This is a genomic window from Spirosoma flavus (genome assembly GCF_054778555.1).
This window is the reverse complement of sequence record NZ_BAAGZL010000001.1, coordinates 418306-444891: the sequence shown is the minus strand read 5'-3', so window position 1 is coordinate 444891 and position 26586 is coordinate 418306. Positions and strand designations below refer to the sequence as shown.

Sequence of the window (26586 nt, the reverse complement as noted above, 5' to 3'; positions counted from 1 at the left end):
TGTCTGCATTATAGCTACTTGTCTAAAAATAGAGTACCAAGCTCATCCAATATAGTGGAGAGCAGATCAATCAGGCTTTCAGAAAATCTACGAATCAAAATTTAACTCACTAATCGCATGTCATTCATCAACTTACATCATACAGAGATTTTAGCTGCCAGCGCCTATGCCAATTATGAGAATGCAGCCGCTGCCCAGCTTTATAACCGGCTTAAAACTGCTAAAACGGTCACTGCTAAGCAGTTGATCAATTTGATCAAAACCCAGTTGCAGGCCAATAATTTGCACAGTAAACTCACTAAGCTGCATCAAGTTTGCACTGACTATACGGCAGGCAATTTTGATGCTTGCATAGACGAACATAACCAATGGCAAGAACGCACATCTCGGCATGGCCGATTTCCCTTTGAGCCCATTAATCATTTGCACTACTGTCTGCTAGGCCACTCGGATGATGTCTTACCAGTTCAAATCGAGCGGTACCAGGAGCTTTTGAATTTCGCTCAAGGATTCGCTGAGTTTCGTAGCAGACAACGAGAGGGCAGCCATCCCTTTTATGGCCCCACACCTTACCACTATGAAATTTTGGATGAGTCAGGTGCCCTTGTAGTTGTGCCCGAGGATGAACTGCCTGAGTCAATTAAAGCCGACATAGTAGCTGCAAGTCAAACGGAGGATATAAAGGTTAGCGACTGTTTGAATCACTATAATTTGTTCTACCAGCGCGTCCGTTTGCTCGTAATTGAGAGTACGAATGAAGATGTACAGTCCTACGCTCAGGCGATACTACTTCTGTTTGATCCCAATAAATAAAGTCTATAATCTGATAGCAATGTCAGGAAAATCGAACATGATGAATTCTTCCAAACTTACCTCGAATGATTTGTCGATCGATCCTGCCCTATGGGTCCGGATCAGTGTTCCTCAAAAAAATCTTATTTGCTGGGCCCGCGCCATGTTTCTCAGGAAGGAAGACTTAAACTATGAGGAACTACACGTTTTCCAATCAAGGGGTAAGCTTATTCACGAATCTTCAGGAAGGAGTCATCAATGCCCACCTATGCCTAGTGAGGATAGAAAGCGATTGGCGCATCTACTGTCTTTTGAGAAAGCTGGCTTTCAGTTAATAATCTTTTATCTGACTGGGGCGCTGTTTATTAAAGGGGGCTTCACATATTGGAGCATGAATGAACAAATCGAGCGGGGTATTCTGCCCCTGTCAACTATTCTGCTCTATCCGCAGAATGTAGCGATTAAACATTCTAATGGGCACATGATCGACGTTTTCATTCTAGTTAGTAGGGTACCTTAAATTTTTATGATCAGAAATTCTTGAGCCTGATCGAATACGGAATGTCTAACGGTACCATAGGCGTAACGAATCAATGTTTACAGATGGGTTATACAAAAGAACGAATCACTATTTCACTAGTACTGCTTTAAAAAGGGAGTTTTTATAATAGGCTTAAGATTTATAAAAATTACCGTAAATAACATAATCATCTCTTTGATCTCGGAAATAATGCGATATAGATCTATTGCTACAACACTTCTCATTAGCATGATTTAAAGCTAAAAACAATTGGTAAAACCTAAGAAATGTACAAAATTACTATATCCACTATGCTGATATATTTGAGTATAGAAAGGACGAACAGACAGTCCCAAACATCATATTTGATCAAAAGCTCTTCTACATATTGCTAATTTGAGCTGATAAAGGCCTTTTTTATTTGAGTTGCCCTGAAGTGTTTCTTCATGTTATTTATTATACTAGACACGCATTAAATACAATATATTCAATAAAATAAGCTTATTTTTATCAATTCGCTAAATGATAGTTATAAATGTTAAATATTTTTTATAAAAAATGCCTTTTGAATAAGAAAAAGGAAATTTATAAGAATTATACAAAGCCATATTCATTAGTCACGAGATGACAGTACCCCAGGTTTGCACTTGACAGTGGCTTTTTTTTACTACCCCCGCCCCAGCAAGCTCTTAGCTAAAAAAGGATTGTTTTATCTACACGAGCCATTAATTAGCATTTTAGGGGAGTTTTAGGAATAACAATTGATTACCACCTTTACAAACTGTTAGCTTCAGTCATAAGGTAGTACGTGACTGAGCTCATATCCCTAATGGCCAGTTTTAGTTACTCCAACAATTATCTATGGGATGGAATGGTTAACATATATGGTAACCTAGTAGAATCAATGATCCATCATAGACTATAATTGAGCTTGAAGATTGTTTACTTTAACAGACGACTTGTCCGGACAGTGTTGACAGGTATATTAACTGACGAAACCACTTATTTTTCGCCCTTGAACAATCTGCCATAGATGGCAATTTGACTAATAGTACAGTCTAATGTTTCATTTTTTAGCATTGGGTATAGATATCCCGCTAAAAGGTTTTGTCGATAATCATAGCATCTTAATTGTCTATATAGACCAGCAGCTGTACCAGCGTTTGCGTGCCGTTGCTTTGCTCATTGACTCCATCGTAAGAATGATATATCTACCGAGCCGTTTGCCATGACGTTTGTACTCTCACCAGCTGATGGGATGAATTGAGCCTCGTTGGAGCAGTAGCCGGGGCTGTACAGCCGTACTAATCATCTCAAGATAAAGCCTAAGGGCTGGCAAGCTTCCAGAAACGTTGGTTGACCCAGAAAGGCGCGGCTTAACAGGCAAATCTCATATTACAAAGCAGAGCCGGCTTACTAACTCGGATCAAGGGGCTTGTGATTACTCAACTTCTGAGCGATAGCCAAGCCTGGGGCATCGTTAACCAGTTGCTTGGAGAGGATCAGGCCCACTATGAGCTGTCCGTGTCCGGCGGCATTAATTAGTTGCACACTTAGGGGCATTTGTATTAGATAATTGCCATTATAAGAATAAGTACTGTGCATATTTGACGAAATTTTAGGGCAATTGAGTTTTGCCCTTCAGTTGAGATGTTAATGAAAGCTAATAGTATTAATTCTGCCTACCAGAGTAATGACAACCTCACGTTATATTATATTACTAGTGCCAAATTTGCTTTTAATTGATATGAATTATGTAGTTATAGCGAACTAATAAGAGTAATTGACATTAGGCAGAATAAAAATTAGAAAATATAGATTATTCATGGTTTAAATTGTAAATTCATGTCTAGAGTTCTAGATTTATAGAAATTTACAAACGTTATCGATGACTAAAGATATACCGCTAGTTAATAGACTACATAACTCGAAGACTCCTGTAAACACAGCTCTGGAACTGCCATCTGTTAAGAAAATTTCTTCTGATCAGAAACCTGCCAGTTTGAAAGCCAAGCAGCTTAATGTCTGGATTCCTAACGATTTGATGAAACGCCTAAAAGTAAAAAGAGCTGAGACGGATAAGAGTTTAAAAGAATTGGTAATAGGGGCACTTGAGAAATTCATTTAACATGGAGTCTATAATAAAGACCTACAAGGTCAGAGTGGTACGCGAGCCCGGTGAAAATCCCTTAACGGGTGAGTTTTCCGCCTTTGATGAGCAATCGTTTGATGTCGAGGCTACTAACGTTCAGACAGCTTATAGTTTATCTCAATTGGTTTGTACATTACATTTTAGGGGTCAATTAAGAAGGACATTTATAAATGGCGAAGAATACTTCGATAAACACTATTAACTATAGGCTGATAAATACCTAACTCAACAAAACAACGATATGACTGCGCAATACACCACAAAATTTCGGCTTATACTCACTGACAAACAAACAGGTAAGTTTCCGAAGATTTATACAAGTTTATTTAATAAAAAAGTTAACAGTCTTACTGAAAGAAACTTACGTTTTTGATGACTAGACTAGTGTAGTTTCAAAAAAGTTATTATGGCGCTGTATATAAAGGCGTTGCCGAATTTAAGCCTTGCATATTGTGAATATATGCGAGGCACATCAGGGAAAGATAACATCGTATGGCAGACGTACACACACCGGAACAGCGTAGCTTCAATATGAGCCGCGTTAGAAGTAAAGATACCAAGCCTGAATTAATAGTAAGAAAGTTCTTACATGCACATGGATACCGCTATCAGCTGCATGTCAAAAAGCTGCCGGGCAGTCCTGATATTGTTTTACCTAAATATAATTTAGTAATTTTCGTTCATGGATGTTTTTATCATGGTCATGAAGGGTGCAAATACTTCGTTATTCCGAAGACCAGAACCGAATGGTGGCTTGAGAAAATTAATTCCAACAGACGGCGGGATGATGAAAGCATAGTAAAACTGATCAAGTCCGGATGGTGGGTACTAGTAGTACATGAGTGTGAGTTAAAGCCGAGTAATCGGGAAAAAACCCTGCAGGCATTACTCAGTCATATTAAAGAACTGCCACTAGCTGCATAAACCTATTGCCCTGTTCTTAAACGTAATAAAAGTGATATAGGTACAGCTGAAATCCTCCCACCATACATCAATATTTTAAAATTAATGCAGAATATTTTTCCAGTTGCTAGTTCAATCGACAAAAGTCCTATACCAGTCGTGGACGTTTTTGCCGGACCGGGAGGTTTAGGCGAGGGGTTCTCATCATTAGCCTGTTCTGATAACTCACTGAACAGACGTTTTGAAGTATCCCTCTCTATTGAGAAAGATCCATTCGCTCACCAGACGTTGTTATTACGCACGTTTCTGCGTCAATTTCCCCTAAATAAGCTTCCAGAAGAATACTACTATTTCCTGGAAGGGAAAATAAAAAATTTACAACAAGTTTTCGACCTTTATCCTACTGAGTATGAAATTGCACATCAGCAGGCGTGGAAGGCTATTCTTGGATTTGACAAAGATATTAAAGGAGTTGACACTGCAGAAATAGATAAGCGGATCAGGACAGCAGTAAATGGTGCAGACAAGTGGATTCTTATCGGAGGGCCGCCCTGTCAGGCATATTCTATTGTGGGCAGGGCCAGAAATAAAGGCATTAACCCAAAAGACCCCCGGGTTTACCTTTATCGAGAGTATTACCGGATACTGGCTGTGCATCGTCCAGCTGTATTCGTAATGGAAAATGTCAAAGGACTGCTTTCTTCTAAGGTTGAAAATGACCATATCTTTACTCAGATCATACGTGATCTGGAAAATCCATCCCTTGCTTATGAATCCCTGAATGGTCAGGCGTTAGCGCATACTGAACATCCAGGATACAAACTGTTTTCACTAGTAAAACCCCCCATATTCAGTAACCTGTTCGGTGGGCAAAATCTTGATCAGCGGGATTTTTTGATCGAATCCGAAAAATTTGGTGTACCTCAGAAACGCCATCGTCTGATTATTCTTGGTGTCAGGAAGGATCTGGCTAAAGATGTTGAAATTAAACTGATAAAGGAAAGAGAGACAATCTCTGTCCGGGAAGCAATCGGAGATCTACCATCTGTACGAAGTCAGTTATCAGGTAAGAAGGATAATATTAATGATTGTGGCTATAACTGGGTATCCTCAATTCGTAAAGGTGTGAACTCAGACCAGTTGTGGAAGGGTGCTGATGAGGAGGTTATATCCTATATAAAAAAGGTCGCAGAACAGTTAAAGGTTCCTAAACAAAATAAAGGTAGTAACTATATAAGTGTTGCAGTCAGCCCTGCATACAACCCAAACTGGTTTATAGACCCAAAGCTAAAGGGTGTCTGTAATCACGAAACTCGTTCACATATGTCAGAAGACATATTGCGCTACTTATATGCGGCCTGTTATACTCAGATTAAGGGCCGCTTCCCCCATCTAGGAGATTACCCCCGCTCTTTGTTGCCTGCTCATAAAAATGTATTTGAAGGTGTGCATCTCGGTAAATTCAGTGATCGGTTCTGCGTACAGAAATGGGATGAGCCCTCCCGGACAATAACATCCCATATCTCAAAAGACGGACATTATTATATACATCCTGATCCAGCTCAAAGTAGAAGTTTGACGGTTCGTGAAGCAGCACGTATACAGACCTTTCCTGATAATTACTTTTTCTGTGGGCCACGAACGGCTCAGTTTCACCAAGTAGGTAACGCTGTACCCCCTTATCTTGCGTACCAAGTAGCAGAAACAGTCAGTGATCTGATCAGTCAGATCACTAAGGCCAGACAGCATACTCTGGTTAGACAGTCTAACCGGGTGTTAACTGGTACATAGGCTGGCCATTATAAACTTAAAAAATTATTGAGAATGGTGTCAGCACATACCTGGACAAGTAATTATTAATTTAAATCGACTGTACTGAGCACTTAGTATATCAGTCAATATAAATACTACTGCTGATTTGGTGGTTTAGAATTCAGCATCAGTAGAAGCGCCGATTTGCTGTTTAATATTAGAAATACCGAACTGCCTGACAGTTTGTACGATAGTTCCAGTAGCTGTCAATTAATTCATAAACGATTGTTGTATTACCAGACAGATACAAATATTTAAGCTTTAGCAGTATGTCATAAGCGATAATTACCAAGTATATGATTGACAGGAGTTATCTTGAGGAAGTTATAGAGAAACATTTCCCAGACCTTAAAAATACCGGCTTTAGTTACAATGATGCTCTGACTCCGGCATTTAGCGAGCAGAAACTGCTCCCTTATCTAGCTTATCAAAATACTATTGATGTCCGTCACCGTCTAATTGGCCTATATCTCCCTGAGCGTTGTTCAAGTAACCTTATTCCTATTTATATTATCATGGGTCAGTACCGGAAAGCGCTGGATAAAATAATGGCCCAAGCTCAATTTAAAAACCAAGCTTTCGAAAATGGTAAAAAACAGGTTGTTTATAATGGATCAGTCTGCTGTATTACAGCAATAGATTATCTAAACAGACAACTGGTGTTCAGGTCCGGAACAGGATTAGTTACAACAATGCCCTTTGCTGAAAAATATCGTTTAAGCTGGCCATATAAAAATGCAGAAGACATTAAGAAGCAGGTAAGTCAGTTCGTCAGCAATTACCAAGCCGCCAATGGTAATATTTTTTCCTTCCCACTGGCTCCGGCTGATAAACATTATGAAGGGGTTATCCTATTTACAAATACCTCAAAATTTGAAAGTCTGATTCGAAATGTAAAGGTCTCCGGGGCTGATCTAAGAGATCATATAAATATAAAAAAGGTTGTTTTCCCAGTTATTGGTGAAGACATACGGTTTGTCAGCCTGTCCAGAACTAAGGCGGAAAAAAAACCAGTGTCTCTGCTGATAGCGCGACATGATTCATTCAGAGCTTATGAAGCAATTATTGAAGCAGGAAGAGGAAAGCTGGATCACATAAAAACCATTGTAATTGATGATTTCGATGAGCTGGTAAACCGATGGGAGCGGTCAGACAGCCATAGAGAAGAGATAATGTGGCTGAGAGACAACTATTTCCAGAGGGTAGCAAGCCGGCACCTGCAGAATCTATACCTGTTGAGTCGTAACAGCAAAATACTTATTCACGAACTTTTCAGAGAAATGGGTATTGACTATTACCCATGGTTGCTCAGACCACTGGAAGAGGCATCGGTTGATCAGGATTTTGATGCTTTTAGCCATCCCGTTATAATAGTTACAAAGCCCGTAGATGAGCAATTTGAAAATCTCAATTGCCAACTGAATACCCTGATCGACAGATGGAAAATTCTGGCTGAACAGAATTATTGTAACGGTGACATTCTGAACCCAGTAAGCAGCCTTTTCGAACTACGTAAAAAGCTCAATTCATATTTTAACCCGACTACTCTTAAAGATTGGACAAGTAGCTTATTAAGTACTATTGACACACTACATAAAAAGTGGTTTACAGGCGGCCAAGATTATCATGTTATTGAAGAGACAAAAAAGTTTGCCGAAGCTTTTCTTAAAGAGCCAGCCACTTTTACCAACTTCAAGCTTCAGCTCATACTGGATGAACTGAAGCAGAAAAATATAACGGGAGAGGTAAGCATTGTTTCAGACAATAGTAGTTCTGATGACGGTAAATGGTTAGCAGAATTTATTGAGTCTAAGATTCCGGCGGTAAAGGTTAACTGTATATACAAAAGCGACTTTTTTATGCCGCGACAGAGTAGCTGTGAGAGTGCAGCCACTACACTAATTATTTATCTGTCATGTGATAAAAAGTTACTGGCCTTGGCAGCGGGTAATTTACTGGCCATACAGCAGCTATTTATACTCAACAAAAGAGTCTGTTCTTTCGCTGAGGGCTTTTTGCGAAAGTTCCAAAAATTGCAGCTGGATGCCGGGGAAGATAAACTTAAGTATGATCTGCTCAATATACGTTTTCCACCAAAGATGATGAAGGCTGACGACCCGGGACTAATTCCCTTGCAGTTTAACCGGCAGCAGACAATTGCTTCACCAGAAACAGAGGGGGTACTTCTAGAGGAAAGAGGCCTCCAGCAGACAATAGTGGATATTCTGGAAAAACGCCAACAGCGGACATCGGCTGAAAATCCCGAAAACTACATGCTGTTTTTTCACGATGGTACGCTGACGGAGACTCAAGGTTCTCGCCACTTTTTTCTATATGAAGATGACAAGGAATACAATGACCTTGATAATATATTCAGTGCGGCTGCCGACCTAAAGGCAGGGGATCAGATCATTATGGCCAGCCGGGGTGTTGCAGTCAGAGACCTGATGGATCAGGCCCTGCGGAAAAATAGCGCATACGCCCATGCTCTTGAAACGGATGAAAAATGGAGGCTACTACTGCGTAATCACATCAGCCGTTCAGGTCTAGATCCTGACTTTATCTCTTGGCAACTTGCTGGGGAGGGTTTTAATATTGGTCCTGCCGCAGTGAAAAACTGGATTGACGGGGAAACCAGGCGTCCCGGACGTTTCCCGATACTACTGAAGACCCTGCATCAACTCGGTATCATACCTGAGGATGAGATAACAGAATTTGACCGTTGTAATGCTGACCTGAAATCCATGCAGATTAAGTTCATCCGAACGGCAATCCCTAGACTTATCGCCCGGCTTCAGGGTATAGGCTTTGGCGAAGATGAGATTTTCACGGACGATCTGTTAAACGATTTCATCCATCATATTGAGATAAAAAGAATTTCAGCTATTTACAAAATCTGACATGCCTCTGAGTCCCTCTTCCCTGAATGGGTATGACTTTGCCTCCCAAGCAGAAAAAGAAATCTATCATGTAGCCGCTGAAAGCCGGTATTTCAATAACTCAGAAAGATATTTTTTTCATTCACTGGATATGGCGAAAACCAGTGGCAAAAAGTTGAAAGGAGAAATTGACTTTGTTTACCTTGATGTTGACTGCATTCTGTTTTTGGAAGTTAAAGGTGGACAGGTAAAGTATAGCTCTCTTGAGAATCAGTGGTACGTACTGGGGGGAACTCAGCCGGGGAATCCATTCAGACAGGCTTATGAGGCTCTTTTTTATACAAGAGATACCCTTCTTCCCAATCTGTTCGAAGGGAAAGCAGTTCCAGGCCGTCTTGCCTATGGTATTGGAGTATTGTTACCGGAAACACTTAAACCTAAAGAGTTTAGCCATTCCGCGGCCGGTCAGATGGAATTTGATCCTGAACTTATTTACGATTATCATGATCACAAGAATAACAAGTTTGTTGCCTATATAGAAAAACTCAAACGATACTGGACAGCCCACCCACAGTACATCAACCGAGTTGGCCTGAGCCAGAGGGAAGTGACTACTGTGAGCCGATATTTTCGGCAGGATCTTCATTTCCAGCTTCCTGTTTCAGATTTACTGAGTAAAGGGGATGAAGAAACACAACGTCTTACCGGTATGCAACTCTTTGTACTGGATAACTTGGCGTATAATCCGGGAAAGGGGGGTATTATCATCGGAGGGCCCGGAACCGGAAAGACGATTTTAGCCCTTGAGCTTCTGAAAAGATCAATAACCAATAACAGGCGCACACTTCTGGTCTGTTATAATAAAAACCTAGCCCTATTTCTTCAGAAGCAAAGCCGGCTGCTCTCAGTGGTGGGTGATTATACGATATGTCATCTTCATGCTTTGTATAGTGAGGTGCAGCAAACTCAGCTGATGCCTGCCTCCGGCGATGAAACTAATGAATACTGGTCCCGAGATCTGCCATTGCTTTTTATCAGAAACCTGCAGGATATCGGCAGGCATAAATATGATTATTTAATCATTGATGAAGGTCAGGATATTTTGAATGAATACCACTTCGAAGCACTGGGGCAACTACTTAAAGGAGGCCTTGAATCTGGAAACTGGTCTGTTTTCATGGACAAGGAATATCAGAATATCTATAACAGGGATGCTGAAGAGTACTTTCACTACTTACGGGAGGTTTACCCCTGTTTTGTCAGCCTTCTTCAACTGAACTGCAGAAATACAATATCTACTATACAGGGGGCATCTATACAGACCGGATTTCCTGCCATGAGCTGTCTGCGGAGAGACGATATTTGGAAGAGTGAAATCAGACCTTATCATTCGGAGACCGATTTGATAAATAAGTTAATTATGACCGCAAAAAAGCTTGATAATTATGGCGTTGATAAAAAAGATATAACAATTCTATGTTTCACCAAAAGCCAGATAAACTCACTGGTCCGTTCAAACCGGAATCTGTTCACAGAAAATGCCTTTTCGGTACCTGAAAAAATTAACGTGACAACCATTCATGCTTATAAAGGCCTGGAAAACAAATTTATTCTGATCTGTGGGCCTGAAGATTACGACACCGGTAATAAACAACAGATGTCCCTGATTTACATTGCCAACTCCAGGGCTACCGCTCAGAGTATCTTTTTTATTAATATACGGTACGCTTCTATTATCAGTGACCGCATCACCAGCTCAAACTTTCACTAGCCAATGATTAGAGATACTATTGTTAATGAAGTAACCAGAATTCTTCAGGGACCACTGGCGGGCAATGGCGAGCAGTTGGATAAGAATCCACTGGATTTTTATTCTGTTGGGGTGCTATTTCCGCAGGTACAGCTCACTTCTGTTTATGAAGAGCAGGATGAAAGCAGTGTAGGTACAGGTGCACAGGATCAGGAAGGGAACCAGCTGAGTAATGCTCAAAGCGAAGCAGACCCGGTTGCGAGTAAAAGAAGGGCAGCTGAAGAGGCAGCTGAGCCTCCTACTAGCGGGGAGCTGGAGCTCACTACCAAATTTCGTCCGTCTGCTGCCGGGATCTCTGTTCTTACCTTCATGGATGCACCGCTTAAAATAACTGTACGTTTTGCTACCTATAGTAAGCAGAAGGCAGAAAAGAAACAGGAATTGGACGCGGAAACTAGATCATTCAGCACAAGTATCTTCAAACACCAGCCACATGAATCAATTCATTCGCTCCGGGGTCCTGACTTCAGTACAGAAAGCCATTCATTTTCAGTAGCAGGAAATAATATAAACGTAAACATTCATAAACAGGCGGATCTGGTTATAACAACAAGACCTTATCCGTACAGCACTGGACAGGAGAATCTTGTAATCAGAACGTTTACTCTGATCAATACAAATATTAGCCAGTCATCGGCCCATCAGAAGAGTGCAGAAATGTGCCTCTATCAGCCAGCTATTTTTGTTGAAACGGAGGCTGGCTTTCAGGCGTTTGAAGACCGATCAAACTTAAACCTCCTTTCTGAAGAAGATATCAACCTGAAGTTGCTTTACCGCAATTATAAAATTTATGCACAGGGACATGGTATATCCGTAAACTGGAATAAAAAAAATGACTCGGTAAACAAAGTAATGACGCAGGTATTGCCTCAGGAAAAAGTAAATGGGGTGAACCTAGATCCGGAGAAATTCCGGGACTGCAGCATATTATATATGAAGAGGTTAAGCGGAGCTGCTGTTAATACTGATTACAACTGGGAAGGTATTCATACAGATCTGACCGCTTTTATCGATCTCTATAAGGCTTGGGTGGACGAGAAAGAGTCTGAAGTAGATGGTGCTATCCCGGAAAACGGACTCAGGGAAAAAGCTAGAAAAAACTTGGTCCATTGTAATAGGCTTTACGAAAGAATGCAGAAGGGAATCAGACTGCTTTCGTCAGACAGAGATGTTCGTAAAGCCTTTGAGGATGCCAACAGGGCAATGTTTATGCAACGGGTTATGGCAGACTTCAGCCGACACCGGAGAACCGCAGGACGCGTTCAGCACAATGACAACCGGTATGATGATACTCTCCCTAATTTTTCCACTATTCCGGTTGATGCCAAATCCGGAACATTATGGAAAAATGGAGTATTGCAGTTAACTCATCAGGAAAATGACAAAACGGCTGCCCTAGCACGATGGCGCCCTTTTCAGCTCGCTTTTTTACTTTCTCAACTGGAGGGAGTGACAGACCCACTTTCGTCAGACAGGGACACCGTTGACCTGATCTGGTTTCCCACCGGCGGTGGTAAAACAGAGGCTTACCTAGGGTTAACCGCATTCACCATTTTTTTCAGGCGGTTAACAGCTAAAAAAATTAGTGATGATCCGGATAAGGGTGCTGGGGTGTCTGTGCTGATGCGCTATACACTCAGGCTACTTAACAAGCAGCAGTTTGAACGGGCAACTATCCTGATCTGCTCCTGCGATCTGATCCGGCGAATGGAACCGGGTAACTACGGTAAGGTCAGAATATCGAATGGTATCTGGATGGGCCGTTCCATGTCCCCCAACACAGAGACCGAACAGAAGACAGATTATGCCGATTACATCCGGCAGGTGAACTCTGGCAAACAACCAAGTGCCTATAAAAATTCGCCACCCCTGCTTTCCTGTCCCTGCTGCGGAAACCGTCTAATCCGTGAGGTACTTAATAATCAGCCAACTGGCCGCTGGGGATACTTCAGAGAGAGGAACATAAAGGGGGCTGAAACGGGCCGCTACCTGATGGCCTGTACGAACACCCTATGCGCCTTTCACGTGACTGCCGCTGACTACCGCCAGAACCGGGATCAAGCATTTCCGGTCTATGAAGTTGACGAGACCATATACCGTGAGCGGCCATCCCTTCTGTTCTCCACAGTTGATAAATTTGTTCAGCTTGCCTGGAGAAGTGAAGCTTTTAATCTGTTCAATATAGAATTTACCAATAATCAATTAATAAGGCTTTTCCCAGCTCCGGAACTAATCATTCAGGATGAACTTCATCTGATTAGCTCAGCCCTTGGGACAATATACGGTGTTTACGAAATTGTTATTGACAGACTATGCCGGGAGTCGAAAGGCTTTTCGGCTAAAGTAGTTGGCGCGACGGCTACTGTCCGCAACGCCGAAGAACAATGCAGGCGTCTTTATGGCAGAAAGCACTTTCTGCAGTTCCCCCCGCCGGCTATCGATGCAGATGATTCTTTTTATGCAACAAAAATCAGTGAAGAAGATCCAAAAAGCAGGCTTTATGTTGGCTTTATGCCTTCTGGAATTACAACCAGCACCGCACTGATCAGGTTAGCTTCTGTCCTGCTGGAAAGAATTCCTGCTTTATCGGCAAGCAACGAAAAGCTTGACAGCTATTATACCCTAGTTGTTTATTTTAATGCCTTGAAAGAACTGGGCAAGTTCAGGACTTTTCTGACAGATGACATTGTCGCCTACAGAAAAATGCTGGCTAACCACCTAGGTACATTCGTCAAGCCGTTTAATCAGAATTCACTATGTGAATTGTCAAGTGTCATGACGGCAGATGAAATAACCAAAGGTCTTGACAGACTGGAAAAGACAACGCTTCCCAAAGGCCTGGATGATAGTAATTTTCTGGTAAAAAATCTTTTTGAAGCAGGTATCCGTACCCGTGCTGACCTGCAGACAGCACGGGGAAGCCGGTGGAACAGTTTCCTGGACAAATATTTTTTTGAACAGATCGGTCTTCCTTTTGCAGGAGATAATGAAAAGGACTACAAAACGTTTGTCAATGCTATAAATAATCTCCTGAAGGGACAGGCTGATCCCGTCCAGATAGCTCCGGCAACCAATATGATTTCTGTAGGAGTTGATATCCCACGGTTGAACACTATGATTGTCAATGGGCAGCCTAAAACCACTGCTGAATACATTCAGGCAAGTTCCCGCGTAGGAAGAGAGGGCCCCGGAGTTGTTTTCACGTTCCTGTCACCGACCAAAAATCGTGACCGGTCACATTACGAACAGTTCAAAGCTTTCCATCAGGCCTACTACTACTATGTGGAAGCGAGTTCCGTTACTCCCTTCTCGCAGCCGGCGCTTGAAAAAGTGCTGCCAACAGTACTTGTTGCTCTGACCCGCAGTGTATTTCTGACCGGAAGCACTGGTGTATTCAATTCAGCCGATTCAAACTACCGGGACTTTATCAGCAGTGTTATTGGGGAAATACAAGACAGGGCTAATGCTATATACAATTCTGTTGATGCGGCAGAGATATGTTCCTATATAGATAGTATCCAGCAGCAGTATCTTGACCGTCTCTCTTCACTGAACGGCAGCAGGAAACTGGCAGAGTATTCCGACTTCATGCGTTATGATAACACTACAGAACAAATCGTAACCGAAATAAAAAATCCGAAAGCTGTCTATAATGCACCAGCTCAGTTTGTTGAAAGTCTGCTACAGGATCATATCCCGACAATGCAGACATTAAGGAATGTGGAATCTTCATCCAAAGTAAGAATCAAGAGCAATTAATTATGAGTTACGACATCAGACAATCACAGGCTATACATACTTGGCCTGCCGGATCAGTAATAGATTTTCCTGAGCTTTCGCTGATTATGCTTTGTCATGATGACGGGAATGCTGACTGGGGTAAACAGGTTGAAGAGGATCTCAATCAAAAACAGATTATCCGGGATAGCCGTCTGGCAGAAGCTTTCAAGGTTGATCATTTCGTGGCTCCTCCGCAGCAGGATGGTATAAATAACCTGTCCACGTACGGCATTCGTTTCCCGGCGGCCCAGTACTGCCCCAAATGCGGTCTGATTCATCTGGTCACAAAAAAAATGGGTCAGGAAATAGTTGACAGGGGCAGTTATGACCAGAAAATGAAGCCATTCACCTGTGAAGCCTGTACCAACAGCCAGACCGGAGCTGGCCCCGGTCTGGTACCTATGCGTTTTGTCATCGCTACTGAAGAAGGGTTTCTGGGAGATTTCCCTTGGGACTGGTTTGTGCACAGGCGGTGTCCGGATCAGAGAGGACAGGGTCATAAGCTTTACTACCGGTCAAAGGGAGATTCAGCTGGTCTTGGTGACATAATTATTGAAAGTCGCCACCGGAAAAACAACCAGCTTATTACCAGCAGGGATCTCGGCCAGATTTTTGACCAGTCAATATTTATAGAGACAGACATGCAGGGTAATTACTTGGATTATGTAAAAGGCTGCTTGCCGAAGCCTTGGAAGGGCTGGCAAACCAACACAGATTATGTCAGGGAACTGGTCGGTAACATACCGGGACAGAACAGTTTGATAGACGGGGAAGAATTGTCCGCTGTGGCAAAGCGGAAATTTCCACGTACCATGCAGCGGGGCGCTGGAAACCTTATTTTCCCTATAATATATAGTGGTATTCTATTACCACAGGCTGCTTATGAGCAGCAATGCCCCCCCGACGTGCAAAGTTGTCTAATGAATCAGATAACGGTTTTCAAGAGTCTTATGTCGGATATGTTTGCCAGTTACTCAAATGAAGAATGGCGTGACTTTCTAGTTAACAAGGTTGAAACCAATCCGGATAATCAGCTACTGAAACTTGGTTATTCAAAAATGGCCATTGCCGGGTTTATCCAGAATTACTTTGGTGAAAAACCAGAAGAACGTTTCATCAACAAAGCAGAGCTTTTGCGTCAGCAGGAATTCAGGGCATTTACTGGACCAGTTACCGAAGATCCTGCCGTGTGGTTTAAGAAAAAGAAACTTCCTGGACTAACATATAACAATCTTATCGGTAAAGCTGATCTGCTGGATGAAGTAATATTACTGGAAAAGCTTTCTGCACTAAAGGTTTATAAAGGATTTACCCGGGTCAGGCCTCTGATGAGTGAGGAACTGGTGTTTGCAGAAGCGGCAGACGGCCTGGACATTAGTCAGAGACTTGAATTTGAACGTATACAGGATGCGCGGAAAGATCCGGTCTACACCTCTGAGCTTCCCGCTGTAGAAGTGAAGGGGGAAGGAATTTTTCTAAGATTCTGTAATGAAAAGCTGAATGAGTGGGCAGCTATATATCCGGACGGGCGTCTGGGTGCAATCAATGAGAACCTCAGACAAGCAAATCTTAATTTCAATCAGAATCAGCGGCTCATCAATAAAAGGTACCTGTTTCTGCATACCCTTTCACACATTCTGTTAAAGGGACTGGCGGAAGACTGCGGTTACAGTCTTTCTTCGCTTGCAGAGATTATCTACTGCAGTACCAATGCGGCCATTGGCACTGACGAGGAAATGAATGGTATACTCATCTATACAACAACTTCTGATGCTGAGGGCTCGCTTGGCGGGCTGGTCGAAAAAGGGCATCCCTCTTTCCTTTCTTCAGTTATTAAAAAAGGTGTGGACAAGGCTCGCTGGTGTTCTTCCGATCCTCTATGTATATCAGCCGAACAGGGTCAGGGTTTTCTGGGGCTTAATCTGGCGGCCTGTTATTCCTGTATTCTGCTTCCGGAAACCAGCTGCGAAAAAATGAATAAATTCCTCGACAGAGCAACAGTAATCGGAACACTGAACAATACCCAAACCGGTCTTTTTAACCAGCCCTGATCAATGAATCTTGACGAATTTGCAGCGGATTTTCTGGAGAATGTTCACATCAGTATAGAGTCTGAAGAAGTCTCCGTTGAAGACGCTATCACAGCAGATATACTGGAATATATAAAAGACAGTGGTGAAGTGCTGGAACCTCTGGTCTGCACCATCAAAGCTAGGGGAATGCGAATAAATGCCTACGACTATGATGATGACAATGAAACGATTGATCTGTTTGTAACAGTTGGCAGAGACGATGCCCGGATACAGAAGGTGTCCGATAAAGAAATACTGGATTCATTCGGCAAAGCTGAGAAGCTTTTCAATTCTGCACGCAACGGTAACATTACTGATAAAAATGAGAACAATGATGAACTTCTGCCTGATTTTATAAGTATTGTTCAGCAGACTAAGACCTACGTAAAAAACGTTCGGATTTTCGTCCTGACCAACGGAATATGTTCAGCGCATATGGTGCCGAATGACCGGGAAGAAAACGGGATTCACTGGGATTATGAATTGTGGGATATTGAACGTGTATACCAGCAGTACCTGATCCAGGCCGGTAAACAGAAGATTGAAATTAACTTTGAGAGAGATTACAATTTCAGACTCAAATGTCTGCCGATGGATGACGTAAGTGATAAAGTTGATGTATATATCGCAATTCTTCCCGCGCAGATATTGGCAGACATATATGGTCAGTACAGACAGGGGCTGCTGGAAAAAAACGTAAGGACGTTTCTGCAGTTCAAAGTCAAAGTAAATAACGGCATCCGGGAAACTATAAGAAATCAGCCGGATATGTTTTTCGCCTATAACAACGGTATTTCCACTACTGCACAGACGGTGGACGTTTCCTATGAAGCAGGAGTAACTTATCTGAACCGAATTGAAAATCTACAGATTGTTAATGGTGGGCAGACAACAGCATCTATATACTATACATCCAGAGAAAAAGGAATTGATCTTTCAAAGGTCTTTGTGCCGATGAAAATTTCAGTTGTAAAGACTGGGAACAGTCTGAACGAAATAATTCCCAGTATTTCCCAGTATGCCAACAGTCAGACTGCTATCAAAGCTTCTGACTTCAGTTCCAATTCGCCATATCAGGTTTCAATAGAACGGTGGTCGAGGTCCGAATGGATACCGGAATTATCAGGGAGTAAGGCTGTCAGCAAGTGGTATTATGAACGTACCCGTGGACAATATCCGGAAGAGCGATCAAGACAGGTTTCCAAAAAGGATCAGAATCGCTTCGATACGGAGTATCCCAAAAAGCATAAGATTACTAAAACAGATCTGGCCAAGTATGAAATGTGCTGGCGCCAGCGTCCCCATGATGCAGGCAAGGGTGGTGAGAAAAATTATCTGCTTTTTTTAAAAGAAGTCGATCAGAATAGTGAAATAACAAAATCAGATTATCAGCAGCTGATTGCCAAAGCCATTCTTTTTCAGGAAATTGACAAGCTTGTGAGCCGAAAAAAGCTGGCTGGATATAAAGCGAACGTAGTTGCATACACAGTTTCTATGCTTTCATTTAAGACTAGCCAGCGACTGAATCTAATTAGTATATGGCAGCACCAGAAGCTGAATGAGGAATTACAGTCTTTTATCGATCATCTGTTGGATATCGTCTGGCAGCACGTCACAAATCCGCCAAAACAGGGGATGAACGTTACCGAATGGTGCAAACGGTTGGAATGCTGGAGTTCGCTTAAAGCGAAGTTCATTGATATTACTCCCCTTAATAATGTGCTAAAGGCTGCTGATGACCACGGCGTACAGGAACAGCGGAATGAGCATGAACTGAAAATAATCGATGAAGCATCTGGTATTAAAGGGGAGACTTGGTTTTATCTGGCAAGATGGGCGAAAGAAAACAATGAGCTCTCCCCATTTGACAGAAAACTTGCTTATAATCTCGGCGTACAGTACAGACGCGGTATCCGGCTGTCACTAAAACAGGCCAAAAACGCTCTTCGTATATTGAAGGAATCCAGCAACAGAGGATGTATCATAAATGAGTAGACTAAATAAGGATGTTAATCAAAAGCCCACATTATCAAGCTTTTTTAATATGCCCTTATAGTGTGGGGTAGTTTTGCCGGAAAATACATAATTCGTCGTTTGACTCAAACAGCGTAAACAGCCGTCACAATAATAGAGCGTGGGTATTGCACAACTATTTTGAACCATGATTTGTCGGTAAATCTGGTTGCTGATTGGTTCAGAAATCAATTTTTGGTCAAGGCAATGCCCAGAACCGCCTTAATTTTAATATTACTGAACCACTGAAGTGAGTTATGCAACAGCCACGAGCAATTTATGAGATTGTTGGATATAACTAAAAAGGAGCGGATAGACTGTGTCTGCAAATTTCCGGTCACCATAGTCAGTAGTCCGGAACGCTACCATCTATGTATAAAAGGTCGATTCGGAATCTAGAGAGTCGTGAGGGGGACTGAAATAATCTGTTCGCAGAAAAGCCTGGCCCGCTGCATTTGGACAATGCCTTAACTCGCTGAAAAGTGTTCTTAAATAATCACCTGCCTTTTCAAAAATAGGTGATTAAACAACTATTCTTAAAAAATTGGATGAATCCAATATGTAATTGACGACTTAGATTTCGCGCTTTGCCTCAGTAAGATACTTCTTTACTCGCGGCTCAATTCCATCAACATTTAGGTCGTTGGGCAAAACAATGATCGTCCGATGCCGGGCGCGGCTGGTTGCCACATTAAATCGGTTCGGATTGAGCGAAAAGTTAAGTCCATTGTTGGGGATGAGTAAGATACATATATCCACCGTCAGCCCCTGAATACGGTCGATAGTCTCTACTGTCACTCGCTCGGAGTTGCTAACATCAGAATAAATGCGCTGTTGAAGTTCTTTAACAGTGGAAACGTAAAATGACAAAACGGCAATTGTAGCTTTCGGATTCAGTCTGTACAACTCCTCGGTCAGTTGAGCAACCTGTGTAATGGCATTCTGAGGAGTTTTTACACCTGCCGCTATTGGCATTTCAATGAGGTGAACACTTTTCTCTAAAACCGGAAAGGTGGGCGGATATTGCAGGGGTTTAAGCGGAGGCTGTACCGATTGCAAACGCCCGCCATAGAACGCATTGGTCAGGTAAGTGCTGTATGGTGATAGACGAAATGTTTCCTGAAGCATAAATTTTGAGCGAGTAAGCTCGCTCGCAGCTAGGGTAGACAGGCCGTTGAAGGCTTTAATAAGTGAAGGGTGCTCGATGTCAGCATCGGTAATAGCATGGATCGGTTGAAGTTGCATCTGGTCGCCGACGATAATGCATTGTTCCCCTAGATACCGGGCTGCTCCAATCGTAGCCAGGAACGCCTGACTAGCTTCCTCAACAATCACCAAATCGAAATGTGCTCCCGTTGCCAGCAGTGCCTTTTCGCTCATTTTATAATAGCTACACAGGAGCAATGTACCGGCCAAGTATGCATAATCGGCAGCATCTTTCAACTTCGGTAGTCGTTTGGACTCATCCGTTGAAACACTGGTTTTATACACGCTTCCTAACTGCAAAAAATCGACGAGGCCTTCTTTTTCAGCTAGCTCCATCAGGGCGGTGTTGGTCAATGCTGTAACCATTACCTTCTTTCCCTGTCGTAAAAAGGTAGCACACAGATTAGCAATCAGGAATGACTTGCCAGTTCCTGGTGGCCCCTGAATAATCATATCCCGATGAATTGTTAGCTGGGCAGACAACAGCAAAGATGCGGTATTATCGTTCGTTAGCGGTTCAGGGTTCCAAGTTTCATCCCACACGTCAATACTGACAGTATCATGAAAGCGCGGGTACAGATAAGCATCTCTGAGTAACGAAATTAGATTTTCGAGGTATGCAGTTGGGGGTTCCTGGGGCCCTAGAATAAGGGCAGTGCCGGTTGGTAGATCTGCTAGGAAGTTGGCGGTTGCTCCGCGAAAGCCGATAATAAGCCGGTCATTCTCTTCAAAGCGATACCAAGCCGGTACCAATTCACAAAAACGCTGTGCTTTGTACTGAATGGTACGATAGGTTGCGTGCTGCCAGTTGGCCGGTCGATCATGTTCTCTGGCTGGGACAATGGCCGTTACATGCTCATTACGCCGGGGGAAGGGCCGTTTACTGCTAAACCGAAGTATTGCGTTTCCGCGCAACTCATCAATGCCAGCCAGCGTTGCTACATACAATTTGCCAGCTTCCCTAAGGTTAATTGCTGACTCATTTAGAATCTTGGCGTGTTCGTCTTCCTGTAACTTATACTCCTGAATGAGCAGTCGTTCGTGTTGTTTGATAGGTATCTGCATCAGTCATCAAGAATATCGTCTTCTGCGGTGGCAACATCTGCAATGCCAGTATCACTCTGGACTCGTTGTTTCCGGGGAGTGCTGTAATAATCGTCTGTGGGATCGTAGAACATAAATTGCCAGGTTTGAGAATGCTTCGTTAGTTCAGCAATGGCGTTCAGGTCTTCCATCGCGGGTGTTGACTCATTTTGAACACGAAGTAAGGTACGGCTATACCGACCCAGGAGTTCATGCTGATTTCTGAATACTTCTTTAACCCGGTCGTTAACCACTAAAATCCAACGAGTACTAGGCTGATTGAACTCAAGCCATCGAGCGGGCCAAACGTATAGCGTTCCTTTGACTACACTACTTATAAAGAAAGTTAGGAGCTCTCCACTTGCCCGGTCTCGCACATTAGCAATTTGATAGTCATCCGGTTCAATATCTGAACAATCATAGTCTGAGTGATTTTCAAGCCAGTCAATAAGCACCTCTCTCGCTTCCCTGTTTCGCTGTTTCTGTTCTTCTGGACTCAATCCAACAGATATGGCTGACTTTTCGGCGAATGAGCTGATAGGAGTAAATGTCTCCTCTGATTCGGATTCGGGTTCGTCTTCTTTCTGCTTTGATAAACCAATTGGATTACTTTTCGGCTTGGGAGACACAACTGGTTGAGGCTGAATTGGGAGGCTAACAGACAACTGGGGCCGCCATTCGTCTGGTATGTTTAGGTTACGCTGACCGAAGAGGTCAATTATTTTTTTCTCAGTGCCAAATAGGAAATCATTAAACTGCTTTTGTGAGGTTTTTTTTAGATCTAACTTCTTATAAAGAAATTCGAGAAGTTTTCCGGCACGTGGTTCATTCCAGGAGCCGAGATAGTATATTTCTGTTCCATTTTCGTGGAAATCGGCTTCGGTGCTTGTAAGTCCAGCCACCTTATTGCATTTGAATAAAATTTCATCGGTCTGATAGAAAGTAAAGCTTCCTAAACGTTGCCTGTAGTCCTGTTCAAGCTCTTGCCAACAGGTATCGTCTTCAGCAAAAGCTATAAATTTCAGGCGGCTATTCACTTCGTACTTTAATTTCCAGTCCTGATACGGTTTTTCAGGAAAAAACTCAAAGTCGGCCTCTGTCAGGGAAGTAACGCCGAGTTTTTCCGCAAGTTTGGCTAAGCCCTCGTGAATAAGCGGTTTCCACTTACCAATGCCAAGCCCAAATCCATCGGTAATGATGTAAAGGTCTTTTACGGGGCGCCATTCGCCCGACTGATTGGGCAAGGTCCCGTTGGCTTTAAAATCGCTAAGGGCGTTCTTATCGGCTTCTTCGAGAACCTGCGACGTTCCATTCAGAATACTGGCTACCTTGTCCCAAATACCTTCTTCATTGAGTGAATCAAGTTCGTGCACTTGGCGGATTCGGCGGAGGTAGTAGCGTAATGGAACTGTTTGTCGAATACCAAGCCATTCTTCCAGCGTCTTGTTTTCAACCATGATGCTTCTCAGGTCAACTGCTGGCGTAAAGACGGGGTCGTCAATTAGTTCTTTATGCTGGACTGAGAACAGGGCTGAAGCGATTACGTATTCACCGATAAGATTCGGAATAACCCTCGCTGTTTGAAGTGTAAATGCTATGTAGTTTTTGAAGCTGTAATTATTGTACTTACAGCTATACGTTACATTTGTGAGATGCTTGACTAAGGGCCATTTTGTAGCCAACACTTTATTCCAGAAATAGGCTACTACTTGAGAACTGGATAGATAAGATTGGTAATTAATTATAGACCAAGGGCTTATAGTATGCTGAGATGAATAGAATTTGGCGTTGTCGGGAATGTAGTTATTTGTCCTGTCCACATACCTGCGATACGCATCCGGCAATTCATCTCGGCGAACAGTCGATTTATGGACGAATTCCAAATCATTCTGGACACCAATAGCTATCAGGAAATCTTTAAGTTCTGATCGGTTATTGGTCTTAACGACGTAATCAGGTGTAACAAAAATGCTGGGTCTCACCTCTCTCGGTAGAAGTTGTTCTAGATCCAGAGCCGGCTTCAATACGCTTGGCAGATGGCACTGATTTGCCGGCAACATTGTATTGTCATCAGAGTTAACCAGAAACTGTAGTTGCCCTAATTTATCTAAATGTGTTTTTGTCAGCTTCTGTTGCTTATATAGATGCAGTAATTCGTCAACAATTGAAACGGTGTTTTCGGGCGTGTTGTAGGTGAACTGGTTAACCAGCAGGTGGTCTATTTTTCGAGTGATAATGTCCGGCTCGATGGGTGATGTGGCCCCAAGTGCCTTAAAGAACTCGACCCATTTCGTCTTGTTGGAAGTCGTGTATTCTTCAGAAATCTGGTTAAGTAGTTTTACTGATGGCAGGATGGAATCAATTAAAGCATTGGATTCATAGTGTGAGCCAATCAGAGCCTCGCGCATAGCTACGAGACTACCCTCTGCTGTTTTGCATTTGAGATGATTTTTAAGGTCAACAACAGCCGCTGAGTCATTTTTTAAATTTGTGTACTCGTTGATTATCAGTCGGGTGTAAGAAACAATTTGTTGGGCGTCGGATAGGCTTCCAAGATTCGGCAGGACATAGCTTTTGACTGCGTCTGAAGTATCAGTCTTTACGCCACACTGCCCAAATAATTTTTTCCAGTCAACTCCTGTCTGATTTTGATACAGACCCGAGACAAAGTGAATATTGGTTAAGCCGTATTCCTTCACGAGCAGTTCGACGGCATCATTTCCGGTATAGCTTTCCGGCAAGTAGCAATCTTTCAATGGCTTCGGCGGGCCCTCATTATTTACAAAAACGGCAAGCGTACTCAACTTATGCTGAGTACTTTTCTTCTCATCAGCAGGGACTCTCGGTAGATTACTGTTTATGAATTGCCATAGAATGATGTTTCCCTGCCGTAGCTGTAGATATTTTTCCAATGGCTCGTCATTAAAAGCTGTGTAATTACCAAAATAGGCGTTTAGTTTAGCAATCTGGTTAACGATTTCATCTTGTAAAAATGAGGCTGCAGAATATGACTTTACCTTAAACCGCTTCCAGAAGTCGTCCCATTCCGGTTGCTGTTCGGCCGTCTCGGCAAATTCAGAGGAGAGCAGACAGAAATGGTCTCTAGTAAACGCTTGGCTTTCTAAAAGGTGTCTCAGTTCAAGGTGATGAGTGTACAAACTTAGATTATCCTGAAAACTGGAAATATATTCTTTATGGCTCCACTTACCCCATACTTTGAACCAGAACAGATTATCCTTGCTGAGATGGTCAGAGGTGAGCTTGTTTCGGTGTTTGAACAGGTAGCGATAAAAGCTGATGTTATTTGCCTTTTGGTCGAGTAAGGCGTCAACAGCCGACTTAGACTTACTCTGCAAGATAGCCTTTTCAATGAATTCAACAGGGCTGTATGGTGCAAGAGGAAGCACGAAATGATTCGTTTGCTGGCAAACTTCCGGATGCAGATATGCAACTGGCATCCAGTTGAGCAGGAGTTGGTCGTCGCCCAAATCTTGCCAAAGGCCGTCGGCGGTCTGTAACTCATTTTGCTGGTTAAGAAAGACAGGATGTTCTTTGAAGCTATTAAGCCAGTGTTTTTCGTGAAGGAGCTTGAGGAAGCTAGCGTTGTTAGTGGGTTGTTTTAGCCAACCCTGGAATGTGTTTATATTGATTAGTGATAGCAACTCTTCCCTGCTAAAAACGTGGCCTAACTTTGTGGTTTTACAGAGATTTTCGATGGTACGAGTCTCCGCTTTTTCTGTGATTGTTTGTCTGCTCTGTCCGGTGATTAGAGCAAAATCTTCCTTTAATAATTGGCTTAGGCCTGTCTTATCAACCAGCGTATCGTCGAGACACTGGAGCTCTCCTGACTGATTAAGAATAAACGGGATTTCTTGAATGCCTTTATCAAACCCTTCCTGAAACGCTTTGCAAACCAGTGTGTCCTGGACGGGAAGGGTTGGAATAAGCCTGTATACAGATGTAATGCGTTCTGGATTTGTCTGGATAATGTGATTTATCCAGACAAATACGTTGTAGCCAATTTCTCTGAAGACCAGTTCATTCCATTTGTTCTCTGGCTGAATCTGTTCACGGTTAGCACTCATCACAAAGTCGGCATTAACCAGAAAAGGAAAACCGTAGGTTTTATCTTCGGTAGGCAGATAAGTAAATAGAACCGTATCAGGCTCTAAAACGATGTTACCATCCTCCAGCAACCCCGCGAAGGTCAAGTTAAGGTATGGATTATCAATAAGTTTTTTTGGTACGTTTCCAATTGTAATTAATTCACTGCTATAGCTAGAAAAATCAACTTGTGGTGTTTGATAGATGATGTATGCTTTAGGATTTTGATTTCCAAACAAAGTTATTGTGTCTCCGTCCACAAACCGTTCCACAAAAAGACGGTTTGTGCCCTCTCCTTCAGCGTAAGTAATTTTGTTTATATTTTTCAGGAATAGCAGAAAGCGTGGCTCTCTGAAAAATTTCCGGGCTTTATTTTTGAAATCATTGCTGTTTGTCTCACCAAATTCGAGACAAAAAGAAACATTGTCCTTGAAATAATCTTCGCGGCTTCTTACTTCACGTGGGAACAAGTATTTTTCCCGCCATATGGGTTTAATTTGCCATGGCACGTTGTCTGAACCGGTGTAGGTCTGTTGGTCTGTTAAAAATTCTGGTTCAGCCTTTGGGTACATTTTGTCAAAATATGAATAGGTAGGGGACTCTTTATCGAAACAAAATGTGTATCCGCCTGATGAAATGAATACTCGTTTAGACTTGGTAAACACCGATTTGAATCCAATACCCTTATAACCTGTCGCAGATGCTGTCTGTGATTTTGCACTATCTCCGATGCTACATATAGACCTGACATCTCTTTCATCGAACGGGCGACCATCATGCTGAATCAAAATGTTTTCATCCAAAGCCGTGAAGTTTACCTGAACAGGGCGTTTGTCTATCGGAAAGTCATCAGCATTTTGTAGAATTTCAAAGATGAACCGTTCTGTACGGGTGTATAACTCCAACTGGAAGTTTTTCAAGGCTCTAGCTAAGTCTTTTGCATCTTTAGGCGAGGCTCCCGTTTGACGAAAAATCCTTCTTATAAACTCTTCCTTTTCCATCCGTCTTTGGACCAGATTAGATACTTTCTCAAACGGCTGAAGGGAAGCAAAAAGGGGGTTTCTTTTAACTTCTTTCTCATGTTGATTAATATGGGCATTAAATTGATAGTACTCGCCTTCAGTCAGTTTCGGATTCGCAAACACGAATGCAAAGGCCTTGCCTGGCTTTAAACCAACTGCTTCGTTATTAGGCGGAAAAAATAATGCGTCTCCTGACATGGATCGCAGATCTGCAAACTTGGCTTTTTTGCCATCAGGGCCACCTTCATATCGGCCTATAAATCGCAATTTGGGTATTTGCCAGTATCGTTTGAGAAGTATTTCTAATGGATGAGCTTCGTTAGAGGAATTGTCCATTGGGTGCCAATATTTGACCGAAACATAAGCATTGTTAAACTTCATCACAAAAAAACACCGAGGACAATAACTCGGTGTGATCATTACAGTAAAGACTTACGC

General features: G+C 42.5%; 12 protein-coding genes. 9 read left to right on the top strand and 3 right to left on the bottom strand.

Going from position 1 to position 26586, the window contains the following annotated elements; translation table 11 throughout:
* The first annotated feature begins 117 nt into the window (after nucleotides 1–117).
* The gene (locus ACYVF1_RS01795) at nucleotides 118–813 is read left to right on the top strand and encodes a hypothetical protein (RefSeq protein ID WP_461075007.1); all 696 of its coding nucleotides are present in this window, start codon (nucleotides 118–120) and stop codon (nucleotides 811–813) included.
* Nucleotides 814–2728: 1915 nt separating this feature from the next.
* Here ACYVF1_RS01795 and ACYVF1_RS01790 read toward each other — a convergent pair.
* The gene (locus tag ACYVF1_RS01790) at nucleotides 2729–2917 is read right to left on the bottom strand and encodes a hypothetical protein (protein ID WP_461075006.1); all 189 of its coding nucleotides are present in this window, start codon (nucleotides 2915–2917) and stop codon (nucleotides 2729–2731) included.
* A 283-nt stretch (nucleotides 2918–3200) separates the two neighbouring features.
* Here ACYVF1_RS01790 and ACYVF1_RS01785 point away from each other — a divergent pair, with 283 nt between their 5' ends.
* The 8 genes from ACYVF1_RS01785 to ACYVF1_RS01750 all read left to right on the top strand — a co-directional run bounded on the left by ACYVF1_RS01785 (nucleotide 3201) and on the right by ACYVF1_RS01750 (nucleotide 18715).
* A complete protein-coding gene (locus tag ACYVF1_RS01785; RefSeq protein WP_461075004.1) occupies nucleotides 3201–3440 on the top strand; it encodes a hypothetical protein in 240 nt (79 codons plus the stop codon).
* 516 nt (nucleotides 3441–3956) lie between these two features.
* Entirely contained in the window at nucleotides 3957–4388 is a 432-nt protein-coding gene (locus tag ACYVF1_RS01780) for a very short patch repair endonuclease (protein WP_461075002.1), read from the top strand.
* An 84-nt stretch (nucleotides 4389–4472) separates the two neighbouring features.
* A complete protein-coding gene (locus ACYVF1_RS01775; protein ID WP_461075000.1) occupies nucleotides 4473–6158 on the top strand; it encodes a DNA cytosine methyltransferase in 1686 nt (561 codons plus the stop codon).
* A 317-nt stretch (nucleotides 6159–6475) separates the two neighbouring features.
* Nucleotides 6476–9079 (top strand): hypothetical protein, encoded by a 2604-nt coding sequence (locus ACYVF1_RS01770; protein ID WP_461074998.1) that lies wholly within the window; start codon nucleotides 6476–6478, stop codon nucleotides 9077–9079.
* Nucleotide 9080: 1 nt separating this feature from the next.
* Nucleotides 9081–10829 (top strand): nuclease-related domain-containing DEAD/DEAH box helicase, encoded by a 1749-nt coding sequence (locus tag ACYVF1_RS01765; protein ID WP_461074996.1) that lies wholly within the window; start codon nucleotides 9081–9083, stop codon nucleotides 10827–10829.
* A 3-nt stretch (nucleotides 10830–10832) separates the two neighbouring features.
* A complete protein-coding gene (locus tag ACYVF1_RS01760; RefSeq protein WP_461074994.1) occupies nucleotides 10833–14627 on the top strand; it encodes a helicase-related protein in 3795 nt (1264 codons plus the stop codon).
* A 2-nt stretch (nucleotides 14628–14629) separates the two neighbouring features.
* Nucleotides 14630–16699, top strand: a complete 2070-nt coding sequence (gene drmB / locus ACYVF1_RS01755; RefSeq protein ID WP_461074992.1) for a DrmB family protein — start codon at nucleotides 14630–14632, stop codon at nucleotides 16697–16699.
* Between the two features lie 3 nt (nucleotides 16700–16702).
* Nucleotides 16703–18715 (top strand): AIPR family protein, encoded by a 2013-nt coding sequence (locus ACYVF1_RS01750; protein WP_461074990.1) that lies wholly within the window; start codon nucleotides 16703–16705, stop codon nucleotides 18713–18715.
* A gap of 591 nt (nucleotides 18716–19306) precedes the next feature.
* On the opposite strand, the gene ACYVF1_RS01745 is transcribed toward ACYVF1_RS01750, so the two are convergent.
* Nucleotides 19307–21004: an AAA domain-containing protein gene (locus ACYVF1_RS01745; protein ID WP_461074988.1), complete on the bottom strand. Its 1698-nt coding sequence runs from the start codon at nucleotides 21002–21004 to the stop codon at nucleotides 19307–19309.
* Nucleotides 21004–26484 carry a sacsin N-terminal ATP-binding-like domain-containing protein gene (locus ACYVF1_RS01740; RefSeq protein ID WP_461074986.1) on the bottom strand — a complete coding sequence of 1827 codons (5481 nt, stop codon included), beginning with the start codon at nucleotides 26482–26484 and terminating at the stop codon, nucleotides 21004–21006. Before ACYVF1_RS01740 ends, ACYVF1_RS01745 begins: the two co-directional genes overlap by 1 nt.
* Nucleotides 26485–26586: the final 102 nt, after the last annotated feature.